This is a genomic window from Pedobacter frigiditerrae, assembly GCF_032678705.1.
GTDB classification, from domain to species: Bacteria; Bacteroidota; Bacteroidia; order Sphingobacteriales; family Sphingobacteriaceae; genus Pedobacter; species Pedobacter frigiditerrae_A.
The window spans coordinates 1,758,475-1,779,550 of the sequence record NZ_JAVTSS010000001.1 but is presented as its reverse complement, the minus strand read 5'-3'; the positions used below and the strand labels follow the sequence as shown (position 1 = coordinate 1,779,550).

Annotated in this window: 14 protein-coding genes and 1 tRNA gene; 8 read left to right on the top strand and 7 right to left on the bottom strand. The window is 36.5% G+C overall.

Features of this window, described 5'->3' with window-relative positions; genetic code table 11:
• The 8 genes from R2Q59_RS07080 to R2Q59_RS07045 all read left to right on the top strand — a co-directional run bounded on the left by R2Q59_RS07080 (position 1) and on the right by R2Q59_RS07045 (position 10,468).
• Positions 1-1,242: a ribulose-bisphosphate carboxylase large subunit family protein gene (locus tag R2Q59_RS07080; RefSeq protein WP_316784727.1), complete on the top strand. Its 1,242-nt coding sequence runs from the start codon at positions 1-3 to the stop codon at positions 1,240-1,242.
• A complete protein-coding gene (locus R2Q59_RS07075; RefSeq protein WP_316784724.1) occupies positions 1,242-2,654 on the top strand; it encodes a four-carbon acid sugar kinase family protein in 1,413 nt (470 codons plus the stop codon). The genes R2Q59_RS07080 and R2Q59_RS07075 overlap by 1 nt, the downstream gene beginning before the upstream one ends.
• Before the next feature lie 5 nt (positions 2,655-2,659).
• Entirely contained in the window at positions 2,660-3,322 is a 663-nt protein-coding gene (locus R2Q59_RS07070; protein ID WP_316784722.1) for an aspartate/glutamate racemase family protein, read from the top strand.
• Entirely contained in the window at positions 3,322-4,623 is a 1,302-nt protein-coding gene (locus R2Q59_RS07065) for a bile acid:sodium symporter family protein (RefSeq protein WP_316784720.1), read from the top strand. Before R2Q59_RS07070 ends, R2Q59_RS07065 begins: the two co-directional genes overlap by 1 nt.
• The gene (locus tag R2Q59_RS07060; protein WP_316784718.1) at positions 4,604-6,034 is read left to right on the top strand and encodes a sialate O-acetylesterase; all 1,431 of its coding nucleotides are present in this window, start codon (positions 4,604-4,606) and stop codon (positions 6,032-6,034) included. The genes R2Q59_RS07065 and R2Q59_RS07060 overlap by 20 nt, the downstream gene beginning before the upstream one ends.
• Positions 6,035-6,183: 149 nt before the next feature.
• Positions 6,184-8,448, top strand: a complete 2,265-nt coding sequence (locus R2Q59_RS07055) for a DUF5703 domain-containing protein (RefSeq protein ID WP_316784716.1) — start codon at positions 6,184-6,186, stop codon at positions 8,446-8,448.
• Between the two features lie 82 nt (positions 8,449-8,530).
• Entirely contained in the window at positions 8,531-9,319 is a 789-nt protein-coding gene (locus R2Q59_RS07050) for an SDR family oxidoreductase (RefSeq protein WP_316784714.1), read from the top strand.
• 132 nt (positions 9,320-9,451) lie between these two features.
• Positions 9,452-10,468, top strand: a complete 1,017-nt coding sequence (locus R2Q59_RS07045) for a zinc-binding alcohol dehydrogenase family protein (protein WP_316784712.1) — start codon at positions 9,452-9,454, stop codon at positions 10,466-10,468.
• 427 nt (positions 10,469-10,895) lie between these two features.
• Here R2Q59_RS07045 and R2Q59_RS07040 read toward each other — a convergent pair whose 3' ends face one another.
• The 7 genes from R2Q59_RS07040 to R2Q59_RS07010 all read right to left on the bottom strand — a co-directional run bounded on the left by R2Q59_RS07040 (position 10,896) and on the right by R2Q59_RS07010 (position 21,016).
• On the bottom strand, positions 10,896-12,596 hold the full coding sequence (locus tag R2Q59_RS07040) for a sodium:solute symporter family transporter (protein ID WP_316767313.1): 1,701 nt from the start codon (positions 12,594-12,596) through the stop codon (positions 10,896-10,898).
• Between the two features lie 28 nt (positions 12,597-12,624).
• The gene (araA, locus tag R2Q59_RS07035; RefSeq protein ID WP_316784710.1) at positions 12,625-14,115 is read right to left on the bottom strand and encodes an L-arabinose isomerase; all 1,491 of its coding nucleotides are present in this window, start codon (positions 14,113-14,115) and stop codon (positions 12,625-12,627) included.
• 317 nt (positions 14,116-14,432) lie between these two features.
• The gene (locus R2Q59_RS07030; RefSeq protein WP_316784708.1) at positions 14,433-15,131 is read right to left on the bottom strand and encodes an L-ribulose-5-phosphate 4-epimerase; all 699 of its coding nucleotides are present in this window, start codon (positions 15,129-15,131) and stop codon (positions 14,433-14,435) included.
• The gene (locus R2Q59_RS07025) at positions 15,128-16,828 is read right to left on the bottom strand and encodes a ribulokinase (RefSeq protein WP_316784706.1); all 1,701 of its coding nucleotides are present in this window, start codon (positions 16,826-16,828) and stop codon (positions 15,128-15,130) included. Before R2Q59_RS07025 ends, R2Q59_RS07030 begins: the two co-directional genes overlap by 4 nt.
• A 99-nt stretch (positions 16,829-16,927) precedes the next feature.
• Entirely contained in the window at positions 16,928-18,979 is a 2,052-nt protein-coding gene (locus tag R2Q59_RS07020) for a tetratricopeptide repeat-containing sensor histidine kinase (RefSeq protein ID WP_316784704.1), read from the bottom strand.
• Positions 18,980-19,117: 138 nt separating this feature from the next.
• The gene (locus R2Q59_RS07015) at positions 19,118-20,773 is read right to left on the bottom strand and encodes a hypothetical protein (RefSeq protein WP_316784702.1); all 1,656 of its coding nucleotides are present in this window, start codon (positions 20,771-20,773) and stop codon (positions 19,118-19,120) included.
• A gap of 156 nt (positions 20,774-20,929) precedes the next feature.
• Positions 20,930-21,016, bottom strand: a tRNA-Ser gene (locus tag R2Q59_RS07010).
• Positions 21,017-21,076 lie beyond the last annotated feature (60 nt).

Below are 21,076 nucleotides of genomic sequence, written 5' to 3'. Positions count from 1 at the left end.
ATGGAAAGAATTACCGCTACATATTACATAGAAACACCGCTTGATATAGAAAAAGCTGCGCAAGTTTTGGCTGGTGAGCAATCATCAGGCACTTTTATAGCCGTTCCTGGTGAAACTGAAGAGCTGAAACAACGCTTTGCCGCTAGAGTTGAGTTTATTGAAAGATTAGATTCTTCTAGTGAACCATCAATTCCAAGCGTAAAATTGAAACCTGGCACTTACCAAAGAGCAATGGTTAAAGTTTCCTGGTCGATAGAAAATTTTGGTTACAACTTACCAGTTTTGGTTTCTACCTTACAAGGTAATTTATACGAATTAACTCAATTTACCGGCTTAAAGCTGATGGATATTGAGTTTCCTGCATCTTTTGCAAATGCTTATAAAGGTCCGAGATTCGGAATTGAAGGATGTAGGAAATTAACGAATGTTTACGAGAGACCATTAATTGGCACCATCATTAAACCAAGCATCGGAATGTCTCCTGAGCAAACTGCAACTTTGGTTAAAACATTAGCAGAAGCTGGCATCGATTTTATCAAAGATGATGAATTGTTAGGCTCATCAGCAAATTCTCCTTTTGCAAAAAGGGTTGATACAATTATGGATGTAATTAATGCACAAGCTGATAAAACTGGTAAAAAAGTAATGTACGCTTTTAATATCAGCGATGAAATGGACCAAATGCAGCGGAACTATGAGAAAGTTGTAAATGCAGGAGGAACATCGGCAATGATTAGCTTAAATAGTGTTGGCTTGGCAGGAGTCAAGAAGATTTGTGACAATGGACAATTGGCCATTCACGGACATAGAAATGGTTGGGGAATGTTAAATCGTCATCCTCTGTTAGGGATTGAGTTTCCTGCTTATCAGAAATTGTGGCGTTTATCAGGTGTTGACCAAATTCACGTGAATGGCATTCAGAATAAGTTTTGGGAGTCTGATGATTCAGTAGTGACTTCAATTGAAGCTTGTTTGAAACCATTTTTAGGTGGTTCAGTTTTGCCTGTGGTTTCTTCTGGGCAATGGGGCGGACAAGCGCCTGAGACTTATCGTAGAACGAAAACAGTTGACCTATTGTACATGGCTGGAGGCGGAATTATGGCTCATCCAGACGGGACAACTGGTGGTGTTTTGGCATTGCAACAAGCTTGGCAAGGTGCGGTTGAGGGTTTGTCTATTGAGCAAATCGCAGCTAAACATCCAGAATTTAATAGTTCAGTAAGGTTATTCGGTAAAAAATAATGGAGAACTCAACAAATAGATTGTTAATTGCTTACTACGGAGATGATTTTACGGGCTCAACTGATGCCTTAGAATTTTTGAGCAGAGCAGGAATTAAAACAATGTTATTTATTGAAGCACCAACACTAGCTCAGCTTAAAAACTATCCAGATTTACAAGCAATTGGTGTGGCAGGAATGAGCAGAACGATGTCTCCAATAGAAATGGAAGATATACTAACTCCAGCATTTGCTGATTTAGCCAAACTTAATCCCAAACACGTTCACTATAAAGTTTGCTCAACTTTTGATTCATCACCAACGATTGGAAGTATCGGCAAAGCCATAGAAATTGGTGCTGCTGTTTTCAAATCTAAGTTCGTTCCTGTATTGGTAGCAGCACCAGTTTTAGGTAGGTATATGCTGTTCGGCAACCTGTTCGCAAGAATGGGAATTGGAAGTGCAGGCGCTATTTACCGCTTGGATAGACACCCATCGATGAGCAAACATCCTGTAACACCAGCTGATGAAAGTGATATCAGGATGCATTTAGCGAAACAAACGGATAAAAGCATTGGCCTATTCAATATTTTAGATTTACATCAATATCAAGAAGCGCCAAAAGATTTAGAATTTACAAATGATATTGTCCTTTTCGATGCATTAGAAGAACAGGATTTAGCTTCAATTGGAGAAATAATTGAGGCACAAACTAGTCAAGAAAAGATACTTTTTTCTGCTGGTTCATCGGGCATAGAAATGGCATTGGGTGCTTATTGGCAACAAAGTGGATTGTTAAAATCAGAACAAAAATGGGAGATAGTCAAAGTTGATGGTCCCATTCTAATTGCTTCCGGAAGTTGTTCTGCAGTTACCTCAACGCAAATCAGCTTTGCTTTACATAAAGGATTTGCAGAAGTGGCAATTGATACAGTTTCTTTAGCTAATCTTGTTGTCTCATCAGATTTATCTGAGAATATGGATGTGCTAAAACAGGTTGCAGAAACCTATGCATCCAGAGTTGTCGAGCTGTTTAATAAAGGTAAAAACATCATCATCCATACCAGTTTAGGAACCGATGATAAACGTGTTTTAGAAACAGATAAATTATTTATAAATAAAGGTTTACACAAATCAACTACAGCTAAACTTTATGGAACTTTGTTAGGACAAATCGCAACATTGGTTGCTGAAAAAACTTCCTTAAAAAGAATTATTGTTGCTGGTGGAGATACATCCAGCTATGCTGCAAGAGCAATGGGAATAGAAGCGGTAGAAATGATAGCTCCACTTTCACCAGGAGCACCATTGTGTAAAGCTTATGCATCAAATACTGCAATTAATCATTTACAAATCGCATTTAAAGGCGGACAAGTTGGGAAAGAAGATTTCTTCCTTATGGCCGCAAAAGATATAGATTCAAACCAAATATAACCGTTATGAAAAAAACACTTGGACTTGTCCATACCTCAGCTACATTAGTTCCAGTTTTTCAAAAATTGTGTAGTGAATATTTGCCAGATGTAAACGTATTCAACATTGTTGATGATAGTCTAATTAAAGATGTAATCACTAGAAATGAGCTTACAAAACTAACAGCTAGAAGAGTAGTAGATTATGTAGGTTCGGCAGAATTAGCTGGCGCTGATATCATTTTGGTAACCTGTTCATCAATTGGTGCAGCAGTAGAGGCATCGGCAGAACTAACGACCGTTCCTGTTTTACGTGTTGACCAGCCAATGGCAGATTTAGCTGTAAAAACTGGAAAAAGAATAGGAGTGATTGCTACTTTACCAACCACTTTAGGGCCGACGAGTGATTTAGTAAAACGCAGAGCTGCAATTGCTGGGAAAGAAATAGAATTAACTTCTAAGTTATGCGAAGGTGCTTTTGAAGCATTGATGGGTGGTAATCCAGAAATACACGATGAAATGGTAGCCAAAGCATTGATCGAACTCTCTGCTCAAGTAGATGTAATTGTGTTGGCACAGGCATCAATGTCTAGAGTGGTTGATACCTTACAAGAATCACAAAAGAAAGTCCCAATTTTGGCTAGTCCGACATTGGCCATACAGCACATTGCGCAACTTTTAAATAGCTGATGATGTATCAATTCAGAAGGCTTTGTTTGTTAATTAGTATACTTGCTGGCATCGCATTAGTGATTGGTGGGTTTACAGGCAACCTCCATATTTGGCAACCTGCAGCTGTAACATTGGCTGTAAGTTTAGCCATTGGAATTGGAGCGCTGGAAAGTTTAAAAAATTACCAGTACACAGCGTGGATAATAACGGCAGTTGTTGCAGGAATGATTTATCCAATTGCATTTTTAAAATGGGGCAGTTTCGATTTAAGAAATAAATGGCTAATTCTAGTTGTTGTCCAGTTCGTAATGTTTGGTATGGGCATACAAATGGGATTAAAGGATTTTGCAGGTTTAGCCAGTAGTGGAAAAGGTGTGATTATTGGCTTGTTATGCCACTTTTCTATTATGCCTTTAATGGGTTTATTGCTCGTAAAGGTTTTTCATTTCGAAACGGAAATAGCTGCTGGCATCATTTTGATAGGTTCTTGTTCTAGCGGATTGGCCTCCAATGTGATGGTTTATATCGCCAGAGCAAATTTGGTATTATCTGTAGCAGTAACAGCAATAGCAACGCTGATAGCGCCATTTATGACTCCCTTATTGATGAAGTTATTAGCAGGGACTTTAATAGAAATTAAGTTTTTTAACATGATGTTGGAAATCATCAAAATTGTAATTGTGCCAATTGGTGCTGCTCTAGTTCACGATTATTTGAAAAGGGCCACCCCAAAAGGAATTAGCACAATTAAAATAATTTCTATTGCTTGTGTTATTTGGCTAGGGGCGTTGTATTTTGGCTTATGGGCTACTTTGGAGCAAACATTTGTCAATCAAGAGGCGATGGCATCTGTAGAAATTTTTAGTTTCTTCACAGGCGCATTTTTAGTTGGTGTGATTTATCACCTCATTACCTTAAAAATAAAAAACCTTGATGATATAATGCCTTATATTTCTATGTTTGGTATTGTGTATTTTACAACGGTTACAACAGCGGCAGGCAGAGAAAATTTAATGAAAGTTGGGTTTTTATTATTTTTAGCATCAGTTATTCATAACGGAGCTGGTTATTTGTTTGGCTATATATTAAGTAGAGTATTTGGGTTGGACAAAAAATCCTCAAGAACAGTGGCTTTTGAGGTAGGTTTACAAAATGGAGGTATGGCATCTGGACTAGCGGGTTCAATGGGTAAATTGGGTACAGTTGGTTTAGCGGCTGCGGTTTTTAGTCCTTGGATGAATATTTCAGGGTCTATCTTAGCTAACTATTGGAGAAAACAAGCATTAAAAGAGGAAGAAAATGAACAAAAAAATTCTTAATTCATTTGTAATTGTTGGGTTATTGGCATTGTCATCAACGGCGTTTGCTACAGTTAAACCTGCATCAATTTTTACCGACCATATGGTTTTACAGCAACAAAGTAATGTTGCCATTTGGGGATGGGCAAAACCATCATCAACTGTTAAAATTACCACATCGTGGAATAAAAAACTCTATACGGCATCGGCTGATGCCACAGGAAAATTTAAAATCAAAGTATCAACTCCTAAAGCTGGCGGACCATTTGAAATCAGTCTTAATGATGGCGAATTACTGGTTTTGAAAGATATTTTAATAGGAGAGGTTTGGTTTTGTGGTGGGCAATCTAATATGGAAATGCCATTGAAAGGCTTTAAAAATCAGCCCATTTTAGGTTCTAATGAAACCATTCTAAAATCTAAGAATCCTAACATCAGAATTTATACCGTACCGCGTTCATCACTTACAACCAGACAAGAAAATAGTAAACCATCAGATTGGAAAGTTGCAGGACCAGAAGCGGTTTCGAACTTCAGTGCCACTGCCTATTATTTTGGTTCGCTATTGAGTGAGATGTTGGACGTGCCAGTAGGTCTTATAGGCGATAGTTACGGCGGTTCAACTATAGAAGCTTGGATGTCGTCAGATGATTTGAAAGCTTTTCCAGAAGTTAAAATCCCATTACCAACAGACACTATTAAAGAGGTGAGCAGAACACCAACTACTTTGTACAATGGTATGTTGCATCCAGTAATTGGTTATGGCATTAAAGGCGCAATCTGGTATCAAGGGGAGTCTAATGTAGATAAGCCAGATAGGTATGAAGATTTATTCCCAGCAATGGTAAGCAATTGGAGAAAAGCTTGGGGAATGGGCGAATTTCCCTTTTATTATGCACAAATAGCTCCAAATAAATATAAGCCGATTGTTAATAACCCAAAATCAAATTCAGCTTTTTTAAGAGACGCACAGCGAAAATCCTTAACCAAAATTCCAAATAGCGGAATGGCAGTTTTAATGGATATCGGAGATGCTAACACAATTCATCCTGCAAACAAAAAAGATGTTGGTTCACGCCTTGCTTATCAAGCTTTAGCGCAAACTTATGGTGTAAAAGGATTTGGTTTTGCAAGTCCAGATTATCAATCTATAACCATTGATAAAGATAAAGCCGTAATTAACTTCAAGAATGTTCCAAACGGATTAACTTCATTTGGAAAAGATTTAACTTTATTTGAAATAGCAGGAGAAGACAAGAAGTTTTACCCTGCTACAGCTAAAATCACAGGAAGTAGTGTTACAGTCACATCATCAGAAGTTAAGGCTCCAGTTGCTGTTCGGTATGCTTTTAAGGACTTCTTAATTGGAGATTTGTTTGGTAATGATGGTTTGCCAGTTTCATCATTTAGAACTGATAGTTGGGATTATTAAAAATGAAGGTATTTACCACAAAGACACGAAGAAGATATGTTTTGGGATATAAAATCTTATATTCCCTTAAATGCCTTATATGGTTTATAACTCAGGTACTAAAATCTTTCTTTGCGTCCTTTGCTTCTTTGCGGTTAAAAACGCTCTCTGTGCTCTTCATTTCTCTGTGGTTCATAACTCAAACACAAGCACAACAACAAAACGTAATCTGGACTAGTCAAAGTAAAAACTCATCAGAATCTATGCCTGTTGGAGGTGGGGATATAGGGGTAAACGTTTGGGTTGAAAATGGAGCAGTTTATCTTTATCTATCGCGAAGCGGAACCTTCGACGAAAATAATACATTACTAAAATTAGGCAGAGTAAAACTGAAATTAAGTCCAAATCCTTTTGAAGGAAAAACCTTTAAACAAGAATTGATTTTAAAAGATGGATATGTTCAAATTACTGGGGTAAAGGATGATTTAAATGCTCAAGTAAATGTTTGGGTAGATGTTTTTAAACCTATTGTAAATCTTGAAGTTAAAGCAAATAAAAATATAATTGCTGAAGCTAGTTACGAGAGCTGGCGTTTTTATGATAAATTAACAAAAGGAAGAGAAAATCAACAAAATTCTTACAAGTGGGCGCCACAAGGTGATGTAAAAACACTAAAAGATAAAATTGCTTTTAAAGGAAATGAAATTCATTTTTATCATCAAAACACAAATCAAACTGTGTTTGATGTCACTGTAAAACAGCAAGGTTTAGAAAGTTATAAATCCACTATGTTTAATCCATTGAAAGGATTAATTTTTGGTGGTTCGATGAGCGGAAAAAATATGATCACATCAGGAATGTATGATGGCAATTATTTGGGAACTCCATTTCAAGCTTGGAAGTTAAAAAGCGCAAAACCTGCAAAATCTCATTTGGTTTTAATTGCTTTAAACATATCAAACAACTCAATTGACGAATGGAACTCAAACTTGGATGATTTAAAGTATAAATCAACTGCAAATTATCTAAAAGCGCAACAGACAACTAAAACTTGGTGGAACAATTACTGGAACAAAAGTTTCATCTACATCAATTCATCAGATACTTTAGCCAATCAGGTTGGCAAAAATTACCAATTGTTTAGGTATATGTTGGGTGCAAATGCCAAAGGTAATTGGCCTACAAAATTTAATGGTGGGCTTTTTACTTATGACCCAATACTAACCGATACCTCATTTAAATTCACACCTGATTTTAGAAATTGGGGTGGAGGAGCGCATACCGCACAAAATCAACGTTTGGTGTATTGGCCAATGTTAAAAAGCGGCGATTTTGAAATGATGAAACCTCAATTTGATTTCTATTTAAACATCCTTAAAAATGCAGAAATTAGAACAGAAGCAGCTTGGGGCCATAAAGGAGGAAGTTTTACAGAGCAAATAGAGAACTTCGGTCTGCCAAATCCCACAGAATATGGATGGAAACGCCCAGCAGATTTTAACAAGGGAATGGAATACAATGCTTGGTTGGAGTATGAATGGGATACTGTGTTAGAGTTTTGTATGATGATTTTGGAAACCGAACGTTATAATGGGGAGAATATTCAAAAATATATGCCCTTGATAGAAAGTAGCCTTACTTTTTTCAAAGAGCATTACACTTATTTAGCTAAACAAAGAGGAGCGAAGGCATTAGATGCAAACGGGTACTTGGTTTTATATCCAGGTTCTGCTGCAGAAACGTATAAAATGGCTTACAACGCCACCTCAACAATAGCTGGATTAAAAACTGTTTTACAGCGATTAATAGAATTAAAATCAGCTTCTGAAGAACAAAAGCAGAATTGGAAAGCGATGCTAAATACCATTCCGCCAATTAGTTTTAGAGAGTTTAATGGAAAACCAACTATTTCTCCTGCAAAGCTTTGGGAGCGAATTAACAATGCGGAAAGTCCACAGTTGTATCCTGTTTTTCCATGGGGGATTTATGGGGTTGGTAAACCTGGATTAGATACCGCAATAAACACTTACCAATTAGATACTGATGTTTTGAAATTCAGAAGTCACATAGGTTGGAAACAAGATAATATTTTTGCGGCTAAACTAGGTTTAACAGAAGAAGCAGCTCGATTAACAATTTTGAAATTAAAAGACTCAGGAAGAAGGTTTCCAGCTTTTTGGGGACCAGGATATGATTGGACACCAGACCATAATTGGGGCGGTTCTGGAATGATTGGCTTGCAAGAAATGTTAATGCAATGCGATGGAGCAAAGATTATGCTTTTTCCTGCTTGGCCAAAAACTTGGGATGTACATTTTAAATTGCATGCACCATACCAAACCACAGTTGAAGGAACTTTAAAAAATGGGAAAGTAGAAAGCTTAAAGGTTATGCCAGAAGTAAGAACAAAAGATATAATGCTAATGATAGAATGATTGAATTTTGAATGAGTGAATTATTAATCGTCATAAATATTCACTCATTCAATCAATCTCTCATTCAATAATTTCAAATATTATGAATTTAAACTTAAAAGATAAAGTAATCATCATTACTGGTGGTGCAAAAGGAATTGGAAAAGCAATGGCAGAGCTATTTGCTATGGAAGAAGCAATTGCTGTAGTTGTTGGTCGTAAAGCAGCTGATAACTTAATAGTTACCGATGCCATTAATGCAAATGGAGGTAAAGCTTTTCAGTTTGTAGCAGAATTGGCTAAACCCGAAGATTGTGAAGCCGTGATTAAAGCGATTATAGCGCAGTTTGGTAAAATCGACGGCTTGGTAAACAACGCAGGAGTTAACGACGGCGTAGGTCTTGAAAATGGTAATTACGAAGATTTTATGTCGTCGTTGCATAAAAATGTGGTGCATTACTATTTAATGGCTCACTATGCTTTGCCAGAATTAATTAAATCTAAAGGTGCAATTGTAAACATTACTTCAAAAACTGGAGAAACCGGACAAGGAAATACTTCAGCATATGCTGCGGCAAATGGAGGTAGAAATGCATTAACAAGGGAATGGGCAGTCGAACTATTGAAATACGGTATTCGTGTAAATGCAATCATGGTTGCCGAATGTTGGACACCTGCTTATGAAACCTGGATTGAAACTTTACCAAATGCCCAAGAGAAATTGGCAGAAATTACTGCTAAAATTCCGTTGGAAAATAGAATGACAACAGCTGAGGAAATTGCAAATATGGCTGCATTCTTAATGTCTGATAAATCTAGTCATACCACTGGACAAATTATTCATGTTGATGGCGGTTATGTGCATCTAGACAGAGCATTGGCAAACGCGTAACTTATTGTTTTGTCATTCAGAGCGCAGCGAAGAATCTATTCAGAAGATTTAAATTATCAGATTCCTCCAAAATTGGAATCACACAAAATACACCAACAATCTAGCAATAATACAATATAACAATCCATACCAATGAAAACCCTAACCTGCACAACTCCCGGTACTTTCGAATATTCAGCAACTGAAAAGCCTCAGTTAGAAAAAGGTCAGGCCATTATTAAAATTAAGCGCATTGGTATCTGCGGAACTGATTTACACGCATTTGAAGGTACACAGCCATTCTTCAACTATCCAAGAGTTTTAGGTCACGAACTTGCTGGAGAACTAGTTGAAGTTGATGGCAATGACGATTTTAAAGTTGGCGAAAAAGTAACTTTCATCCCATATTTTAATTGCGGCGAATGTATTGCTTGCAGAATGAACAAGCCAAATTGCTGTGCAAAAATTCAAGTTTGTGGCGTTCATGTTGATGGTGGAATGCGAGAATACCTTTCTGTTCCTTCTAAAACATTACTACATGGAGAAGATTTAAGCTATGATGAATTGGCTTTAGTTGAGCCTCTAGCAATTGGTGCTCATGGGGTTCGAAGAGCCGGAGTTCAACAAGATGAATTTGTTTTGGTAATTGGTGCTGGACCAATTGGTTTAGGTACAATGGAATTTGCCAGAATAGCAGGGGCGAAGGTAATCGCCTTAGACATAAACAACGATAGATTGGCGTTTTGTAAGGATAAATTAAAAGTTGCTCACACAATTAATGCCTTAGATACAGATGTGGTTGAGCAATTAAGCAAGATTACCAATGGCGATATGCCAACCGTTGTAATTGATGCGACAGGAAACCAAAAGGCAATTAACAATGCCATTAATTACATGGCTCATGGAGCAAGATTTGTGTTGATTGGTTTGCAAAAAGGCGATTTAATATTTAATCACCCAGAGTTTCATAAACGTGAATCTACTTTAATGAGCAGCAGAAATGCAACCATTGAAGATTTTGAACACGTCATAGCCTCAATGAAAAAAGGTTTGGTTAACCCTACGACTTACATTACGCATCAAGTTGATTTTGATAATGTTAAAGCTGAGTTCGCCAATTGGCTCGACCCAAAAAATGGAGTAATTAAAGCGATGGTGAAGTTGGATTAAAATATGCTCCTTGGCTGGTGGCTTGATCAGTAAGAAATAAATCTTTAAATTTCGAAAACGATTGCCACTGCTTTTGGCTAAACCTGCCCCGCTTTCCATTGCAACCAAATAAGAATTTGGTTTACATTACAATCAGGTTTATTTTTTAAAGCAAGTGGTTCTTGGCGCTTAGCAACCGAACAAAAGACCCACCAAACGCTAACCTATAAACCTTTCCCGATAGCTATCGGGAGAAACGGAAACCCCGACCTTTTCGGGTTGAAGTGGAAAGAAGGACATCTTTTGCCACGAAGATTCGCCATTTTTTTTTCAAATTCTTAATAAAATTTGTTTAGTCGAGATTGCAAATCCAGACTAAGGTTAGATTAATGAACAAAAAAGGCGATAACCAATTAAGATTATCGCCTTCTATATTATAACAATTAAGCTACCAGAACTTAACGTATATCAGCGTAATCATCAATAAAGTAATTACGATTAATACCAAAGTAGAAGGTGCAACTTTAAACATCGATTTGTCTAATTCGAATGCTTTAGGATTAACTTTAGGACCTAATAAACTCAATCCTACCATTACAATCATGGTAAACATAAAAGATAAACCCATACAAATTAAGAATGGAATTTCGTAAACGCCATCTTTATTAATGTAAGCGGTGTACAAGAAATTATCTGGTCCAAACCAAGTTGGTGCATAGTTATTAAACACTACCGAAAGTAAAAATCCAGTAACTAAACCAGCAATTGCTGCGGTTCCTGTGGTACGTTTCCAGAACATACCTAAAATAAACATCGCAAATACACCAGGACTAATAAAACCAGTATATTTTTGGATGAAAGTAAATCCTCCTTCGCCACCAATTCCTAATAAATCGTCCCAAGTTAATATTACAGAAATAATAATAGCTGCTAGGATACTCCATCTACCAACAACAACAAGTTTTTTATCATCCGCTGCTTTGTTGATGTATTTTTTGTAAATATCCAACGTCCAAATGGTAGAAATACTATTTGCCTTACCGGCCAATGAAGCTACAATTGCTGCTGTTAAGGCTGCCAATGATAGACCTTTTAATCCAGTTGGTAAAAAAGTTAGCACAGCCGAATAAGCATTGTCTGCAATTACTTTACCATCTGGTGCCATTTCGTGTTGTAGCGCCCCATTTCTGTGTAATACGTAAGCCGCAATACCTGGTAACATTACAATAATAGGCATACCTAATTTCAAAAATCCAGCAAATAAAATACCTGTTCTAGCAGTTTTTAAATCTGCACCTAATGCTCTTTGCGTAATGTATTGATTACAGCCCCAGTAGTTTAAGTTCACAATCCACTGACCAGCAAAATACATGGCAATACCAGGCAATGCTAAATATTTGTTTACATACTCTTGAGTAGAATTTGCATCAGGCTTTGCCAAAACCATTTTAAAGTGGTCTGGCGAATCTTTCATTAACATTTTGAAACCCGCAATTGCATCTCTACCCAATCCAAAGTGGTCACTTACCATAGTTAAGGCGATGTAAGTTGTAACTAAACCACCTACAATTAATACCACAACTTGAATTACATCGGTAAAGCCAATTACTTTCATACCTCCAAGCGTAATTAACAAAGAGAAAGCAGCCAAACCAATTACAATGTATTTGAAATACATTGGGTCTACCATGCTACTTATAGCTATAGAACCTAAGTATAAAATTGAGGTTAGGTTAACAAAAATGTATAAAAACAACCAAAAAACGGCCATAATTAAACTTACGGTCTCGTTATACCTCGTTTGTAGAAACTGAGGCATGGTATAGATTTTATTCTTTAAGTAAACAGGTATAAACCAAACAGCCACAATAATTAATGCGATTGCTGCTACCCACTCATAAGCTGCTACTGCGATACCAACTTGAAAACCCTGACCACTCATACCGATAAATTGTTCGGCCGAGATATTTGATGCAATTAATGATGCTCCAATTGCCCACCAGGTTAAAGAACCTTCGGCTAAGAAGAAATCATGGCTGCCAGATACTTCCTTGTTTTTTTTGCGACTGTAAATCCAATATCCGTAGCCAGATATTAGGATAAAGTAAAAGATAAATACTGCGTAATCTATCCCTGTTAAATTGTTCATAATTGGTTTAAATTTGGTTTAAGTTTAGTTATTTATAAAATACTTCATTCCAGTGAAGCTCATTTCTAAATTGATTGATTTTTGTGTCTGCACCAATATTGATGTATTCTAAACCAGCAATATTTGCAAAATCTAATAAATGTTCGGTTGTTAAGTTTTGACTATAAACTGTATGGTGAGCACCACCAGCATAAATCCAAGCTGCACAACCGGTTTTCATATCTGGTAAAGGTTTCCATAAAACTCTAGCTACTGGTAAATTTGGTAAATCATTTTCAGCTTCAACCGCTTCAACTTCGTTTACCAACAAACGGAAACGATTACCCATATCAATTAAAGATGCATTTAAAGCACTACCTCCAGCCACGTTAAATACCAAACGAGCTGGGTCTGCTTTACCACCAATGCCTAATGGATGCACCTCTAGACTTGCTTTTCCTTTTGCCAAAGAAGAATCAATCTCTAACATGTGCGAGCCTAACACCATTGAGTTTGATGGATCGAAATGATAAGTATAATCTTCCATAAAAGCATTACCACCTGCTAAACCAGCACCCATTACTTTACAAGCACGTACCAAAGCAGCAGTTTTCCAATCGCCCTCTCCTGCAAAACCGTAACCATCTTCCATTAAACGTTGTGCAGCAATTCCAGGTAACTGAATCATCCCGTGTAAATCTTCAAAAGTATCAGAGAAACCTTTAAAATTACCGTCTACCAAGAATTTTCTTAGGCCGATTTCTATTTTAGCTGCATCATAAACTGAGGAATGTCTAGTACCACCAGTTTTTAAATCGTCTGCCATTGTATAAGTTGCCTCATATTCTGCAACTAAGGCTTTAACATCAGCATCGCTTACTGCGTTAATTAGTGCTACTAAATCGCCAATACCGTAAGTGTTTACCGAAAAGCCAAATTTCATTTCAGCTTCCACTTTATCGCCATCGGTAACAGCAACATAACGCATATTGTCGCCAAAACGAGCAAACTTAGCACCTTGCCAATCGTTCCATCCAGCTGCTGCTCTTGCCCAAGTATCAATCTGACCAATAACTTCTGCATCTTGCCAATGTCCAACTACCACTTTACGGTCTTTGCGCATACGCGAAACCATGAAACCGAATTCTCTATCGCCGTGAGCACTTTGGTTTAAGTTCATGAAATCCATATCGATGGTACTCCAAGGAATATCACGATTGAATTGAGTGTGTAAGTGCAATAAAGGTTTTTGAAGGATGTTTAAACCTCTAATCCACATTTTAGCAGGAGAAAAGGTATGCATCCAAGTAATTACGCCAATACAATTTTTATCAACGTTAGCTTGTTGTAAGGTTTCAAATATCTGGTCTGGTGTTTTTACGATAGGCTTGTAAACCACAGACACTGATATTTTTCCTTCTTTATTTAATGCTTCAGCTACTTGTTGAGCGTGTATTGCAACCTGTTTTAAGGTTTCTTCTCCGTATAAATCTTGTGTTCCAGTGATGAACCAAACTTGAAGTTTCTTTAAATCAATCATTTTAATTTTATATTGGTTATTAGTTTTTTAATCTTTTTTTGAAAAGCAGGTTCCTTTTTTCATAGGTTCCTATAGTCCTGCTTTCCGTTTTACTTCTCCCGATGAAAAATCGGGATTCGTGCTCACTCCAATCAGGTTTATTTTACTTAGTCAAGCTTTTCAAACCTAAACCCGACAGGAGCGATATACTTTTTGTCATTCCAAGCGTAGCCGAAGTGAAGGACAAAAAGATTTAGCGACTGGCGGGACTGCTGTAAGTGAAAACCACTGTCCTTGCTTTACAAATATTTATTAACTCCAATCTCTCATCTCCAAACTTATTCCTGTCCATAATAAGCGCCAGCACCGTGTTTACGCTCAAAATGCTTTTGTATCAACGAATCTTTTAATCTAGGTGCACTTGGATTAATCTGTTGTGTTAATAATGCCATTTGCGCTACCGCTTCTAAAACTGCACTGTTGTAAACTGCTTTTTCTGCAGATTTACCCCAAGTAAAAGGAGCGTGGTTACCCACTAAAATCATTTCCACCTCTTTATGACTTAATTCTAGGTTTTTAAAGTGATTGATGATTTGGAAACCAGTTTCATATTCGTAATTACCTTTAATCATTTCATCATTCATTGGCGGTGCACAAGGAATATCAACTGTTAAGTGGTCTGCATGTGTTGTGCCGAAAATTGGAATAGGCAGTTGAGCTTGTGCCCAAGCTGTTGCGTAAGTAGAATGTGTGTGAACAATTCCACTAATGTCATTCCAGTTTTTGTATAAAACAGCGTGAGTTTGCGTATCCGATGAAGGCCTTAAATTTCCTTCAACCGTGTTACCTTCGAAATCTACAATCACCATTTTCTCTGGCGTTAAATCTTCATAAGGTACACCACTTGGTTTAATGGCAAATACGCCCCTTGCTCTATCAGCTGCGCTAACATTACCAAAGGTGAATAATACTAAATTCAATTTTGGCAATCGCATGTTAGCGATATAAGCTTCTTCTTTTATGTCTGTATAACTCATGATAAATAAGGATTTGCTTCCTTTTTGTTATATTTTTCTATATGCCTACCTAAAGTTTGATATTGAAGGTAATGGTGACGATACATTTTTCTCTTTTTAAGATTTGGCAGGTATTCTTTTTCAAAACCAGTGCCCATTGCTTTCATTGCAGCTTCTACATTTGGATAAATTCCCGCTACAACTGCCGCAAACATAGCAGCACCCAAAGCACAAGTATGCTCAAAACGATGAATTCTGATAGGCATTTCTAAGATATCAGCCATCATTTGCATGATATAAGGCGATTTTTTAGCTACACCACCAATGCCTATAATTCCTTTTACAGGAACATGTTGTTCTTTAAAAGTTTCTACTATGCTTTTTGCACCAAAACACGTTGCTTCAGCTAATGCTCTAAAAACCCTTGGTGCATCTGTTCCTAAGCCTAAGCCTGTAATTGCTCCTTTAAGTTCTTGATTTGCATTTGGCGTTCTTCTACCATTTAACCAGTCTACGGCAAGTTCTGCATAATCATCATCTGTTAATGCCTCAGCTTGTTTGCTTAAGGTTGATATGATTTTACCTTCAACTTCTTCTCTTAACGCGTTAGCTGTTGTTTCATCAATAATTAATGAATTATTTAATAAATTATTTAACGGCCAACTAATTAAATTTTTAAACCAAGCATACACATCGCCAAAAGCAGATTGTCCTGCTTCTAAACCAGCCATACCAGGTATTACAGAACCATTAACTTGACCGCAAATACCGCCAACTAATTTATTCTTCATATCCTTATTAGGCGCAACAAGAATATCGCAAGTACTTGTACCCATAACCTTGCTTAGGTAGTAAGGTTCAATTTGCCCACCAACGGCACCCATGTGCGCATCAAAAGCACCTACTCCAATGACAACATCAGTACTTAATCCTAATTTATTTGCCCATTCTGCACTTAATTTACCTGCTGGGATATCTGAAGTATAAGTTTCTTTGAAGGCTACCTCTCTATAACCTTTTAAAAGTGGGTCTAATTTGGTGAAGAATTCTTCTGGTGGTAATCCACCAAATTCTTCTGCCCATAAAGCTTTGTGACCAGCCGCACAACGACTACGTTTTAAATTATTTACGTCGGTTTCACCACAAAGTAAAAAAGGAATCCAATCACATTGCTCTACCCAAGAAACTGTATTTTTTCTTACAACTTTATCTACCCTAAGAATGTGAAGTAATTTTGACCAAAACCATTCTGATGAATAAATTCCACCCACATAACTTAAATAATTTGTAGGGAATTTAGTAGCGTGTTCGTTTATTTCATTAGCCTCTTTAACTGCTGTATGGTCTTTCCAAAGTACAAACATCGCATTTGGATTTTCTTCAAATTCCTTTGTTAATGATAATGGAGTTCCAGTTTTATCAACAGCAATAGGAGTAGAGCCTGTTGTATCAATAGTAATTCCTTTTATAGCGCTTGCAATGTTGCTACCTCCAGCTTTTACAATACATTCCTTTATGGTATGCTCTAAGCCTTCAATATAATCTAAAGGGTGTTGCCTAAATTGATTTTGTGTAGGATTGCAATACATACCTTTTTTCCATCGCGGATAAAAGAATACAGAAGAGGAGATTTCCTTTCCATTAGCGGTGTCTACCAATACGGACCTTACTGAATCGGTTCCATAATCTACGCCAATAACATAGCTCGTTTCGTTCATACAAATAAATAAATGTCTAATTAACGTTTATTTATTCAGAATAAAAAATTTATGTATGAATTTCTTATTGAATTTTAGAATACGCTTATCAAGAAATAGCTAATTTTCTGTAATGGGAAGTTCTACAAAGAAAGTTGTTCCAGAGCCCGGCAGGCTTTCAAACCAGATGTTGCCATTGTGTGCCTCTATGATTTGTTTTGAAATGGCCAATCCCAAGCCAAAAGATTTCTCACCATCTGTTCCTTCTCTCTGAACCTCAGCATCCATGTTGAACAACTTATCGGCTAGTTCTGGAGGGATTCCAATACCATTGTCTTTAACAGAGATGATTATGCTTAAGGGCTTTTCTTCCATGCCAACTGCAATGGTTGTACCATGTGAGCTAAACTTTATGGCGTTGGAAATAAGATTGCTCATTACCCTCCATATTTTCTCGCGACTAATGTTTATCTCTATTGGAATTGTTTTTATGGTGAGGTGCTGACTTTTTTCCTTTGCCTTGCTCTCTAACAAGGTAATGCAATATTTCAACAAAGTGTGCATCTCTACTGGTTCCTTTATCAACTTTGTTTTGTTGTGCTGAACCTGCAAAAGGTCATTGATGAAATTCAGGGTGTCTGCGCCAGAGGTATTAATCATGCTTAAAATTTCACGCTGTTCTTCATTCAAGTCATCTTCCTCAAGCATAAGAGAAGTTAGTCCAATAACACCTGCAATTGGGGTTCGCATGTCATGGGCCACAACCTGCATCATGTGTGTGTTTTCTTCCTGACTTTGTTCTAAGGCTTCCAGTGTTTTTTCCATCATCTCATTGTGACTGCTTATTTTTGCATTCAGAATGGTTAGGCTTTTCACATTTTGTTTAGTGATAAGGGCATTTCTATAAAGTAAAAAAATACTCAATGCAGAAAGCAAGGTAAGTCCAATCGCTAAAATCAGATAAACTGATTTCAATTCATCTTTTTTCTTCAATACTTCAATTTCATTAGCCTGAGCTAATTTTATAAATTCCTTGTTGAAATCTTTTTTTGCCAGATTGTTTCTTGCCAAACTTGTTGAGTCTCTAACTGCATCAAACGCTTTATAACTATAATAAGCATTCTTAACATCTCCAATCTTCTCATTATATTTCCAAATTAACTCTTTCAACCTTGTGTCAACTTCATTAAAATATTTCTTGAGTTTACTTTGCTGTATTTCTACTTTATGAATTATTAATGGTACTAATGAGCTTCTACCTGTTTCTAGATAAAGATGCCCCAATTTAATCAAGTTATATACGGGGTCTTCATTATAGGCTGAATTATCGTTTTTCGAAAGTTCTAAACTCTTTTTTAGATTAATTTCTGCCTCATTATATTTCTTTTGTTTTAGTAAGGCTGAACCAAGGTTCCCATAAATTATTGCTTTTGTTATATTGATAGATTTAATTTCAGTTGGGTATTTATCTTTTGTATTTTCAATGAAATTCAATAAGTGTAAGTGAGTTATAACAGCACTATCTAATAGATTTGATTTTTCATAAACAACAGAAACATTATTTAATGCTTGATAGATGGGGACAAAGTATTTGTCATAATTTTTATTGCCCACCTTAACACTAAATTGATAAGCTTTTTTATAGTAAATTAAAGCTTCAGGCAATTTGTTTTGATTGTATAAGACATTGCCAAGATTAATATTGATAGTAGCAATTTGCCCATAATTTTTACCATATTTAATCAAGTCATTTGCCATATAAAGATACTTGAAGGCATCATCGTAGTTATATTGGTATAGGCAAACATCAGCCTTAAGGTTATAAGCTGACGCTAATGCGTCTTTGAAATCTTTCTTATTATCATAGAATAAGTTCACTCCACTATCCGCATACTTGGTTGCACCTATATAATCTCGCTTTTGAATTAACAAATATTCACAATAAAACTTAAACCTTCTAAATAAGTCTTCCTTACTTGGGTTTGGAAATGCATTGTAAGCAGAATCTAAAGTTTTAGAAGCTAGTTTGAAATTATGATTTTGCTCAACTTGGGCTTTATTAATTACCTTATCAAAATACTCAGGATGCGCCTTTTCTTCTTCCTTAAAGTTTTGACAGGAAAAAAATAAAATGGAACAGATAAAAGATAGATATGCTAACCTTAATTTCATTTAAAAGAAATTTGTGTTTAGAAAGTTAATAAATTAAACTGATAATAAAATATTTAAGAAAGCGCTTAAAAAATTTACCGCATTAAAGAAATCACTTATTTATAGATTTTAATTATGATAAGGCTGCCTAATGCCAATTTAGTGAGTCTTAATGGCTACATCCCTAAACATAAAAAGATTATCACTTATCCTTAGCGGTTTCTTACTGGTTGTGATAATATTTTTTAGAATCACTTCCTTGGTTTTAACATAAGGGAATTTTTCTTGATATATACTGTCTTTCATTTCAGGATTGAAATTAGCGAAGATGGCTGCTCCTTTGTAATTCTCAGGATATTTAGAGTCATCGATTTTGAAATTTTCAATGATAATTGGTTCTGGCATATAGCATGTATAACCAAAGTCATGCTGACCAGTGTTGGCTCCACTAATGATTGAAGCACTAACAGGTTTGCCAGCCGCAGGTATAAATTTGCAGTTGCGAATAATCAATTCTCCCTGCCAAGTACTTCCGTAATCCGAACGTAGATTAACAAAACTACGTGAACGGACTGTAGAGTTCTCAATGGTTAAGGTTCCAGACCCAATTGCATTGATTCCCATATGTCCAAGTGTAGAATTTCTAATGGTGGCATTTGCAACACCTTGGTGGGCATCAAACCTAGAAAGTATGCAACCATCATAGAGTAGGTTTTTGCAAAAATTTGAACCTAAAATCCCCCAGTACTTACTATCGTCTATATTGTTGGTTTGGCTACAATTGATAAAGGATATATTAACGGCACGGTTCACAGAAAGGTCATAAGTACCCATAGTAACAGGTTTGCCTGCCGAACCAATAGTGTTATAGGCAAGGTGTCCGGTAAGTAAGGTGTTTTTTACAGTTACATAAGCGCATTCTCCGATGTTGATGAAACCTCCATAAGGTGCACCGTGTTCTCCTTCTTCCTTGATATAATGCTTGAGTTCCACAATAAGCACATTAGACCTTCTAATTGCAATATTTCGATTATAATAGTTGTATTTTGATTCTTCCTTATTGGCTATTGTAGTAAAACTGCCACCTGTGATTTTTAGCTCTTTCTCATCGATAGGTAAGGCTGTGATATCGGTAATTTGATCGAAATCCCAGATAATTGGCGCTTTCATATCTACCTTGCCATTTTTGTCCACAAGAAAGATGTCTGTTTTTGAAGAGCCATTGTTTTGGTTTAATCCGAAACGGATGTATTGTTTCACATTTGTATCAGTTGCCGTTATCAAACACGGACCAGGTAATGGCACATCAATTTTGGTTTGATTTTTCTTGAGCGAGGTGATCGTTTTCAGTTTAAACGATTTGAGGGAAGAACTTATAGTGAAAACAGGTGCATTACGGTTTTTTACATCGGTATCATCAATGATGAAATTTGCAGTTCCAAAATCTGTATTAGTTTGAATGATAGCGGTTCGTTCCTTTCCTCCAATATAATAAGTAGCACCAGCATCAGCTTTAACCAGAAGGCCATTCTGGTTGGCGAATGTATGTGTTGCAGCAATAGCATCTATATCATCAGTCCTTCCATCGCCTTTAGCACCAAAGTCACTGTAGCGAACCATTCCAGCTGCTTTAAACTTTAGCAAATCCTTTGGAGATACGTTTACCTGTAATTCACCATTTCCATCGCTATAAGCTTTGGTTTGCTGATCATGATTTGTAATTACAATCTTATTTTCTAACGGATTTTTTTGTTGAGCTTGTGTGTCTGTTAGTAAGGTTAAAAAAAAGAGGATTTGCAATGTATACTTCATCATAAGGATTTATTTGGTATTCAAATGGTGTGAACGTGTTTATTGGATTAAGATATGTAAAATTTGATATAGTGCAATTTTGACTGCTACTAAAATAAACATTCTAAAACTTGATGTATAAAAAAAGCCTCTAGTTTTCACTAAAGGCTTTAGTTTATGCGGAGAGTGGGGGATTCGAACCCGCGGACCCTTTGACAAGTCAACAGTTTTCAAGACTGCCGCAATCGACCACTCTGCCAACTCTCCGCGACAAAAGTACAAATCCTGTTTAAATCTGCAAACTGTGAATGAATGTTTTTTTAAAAA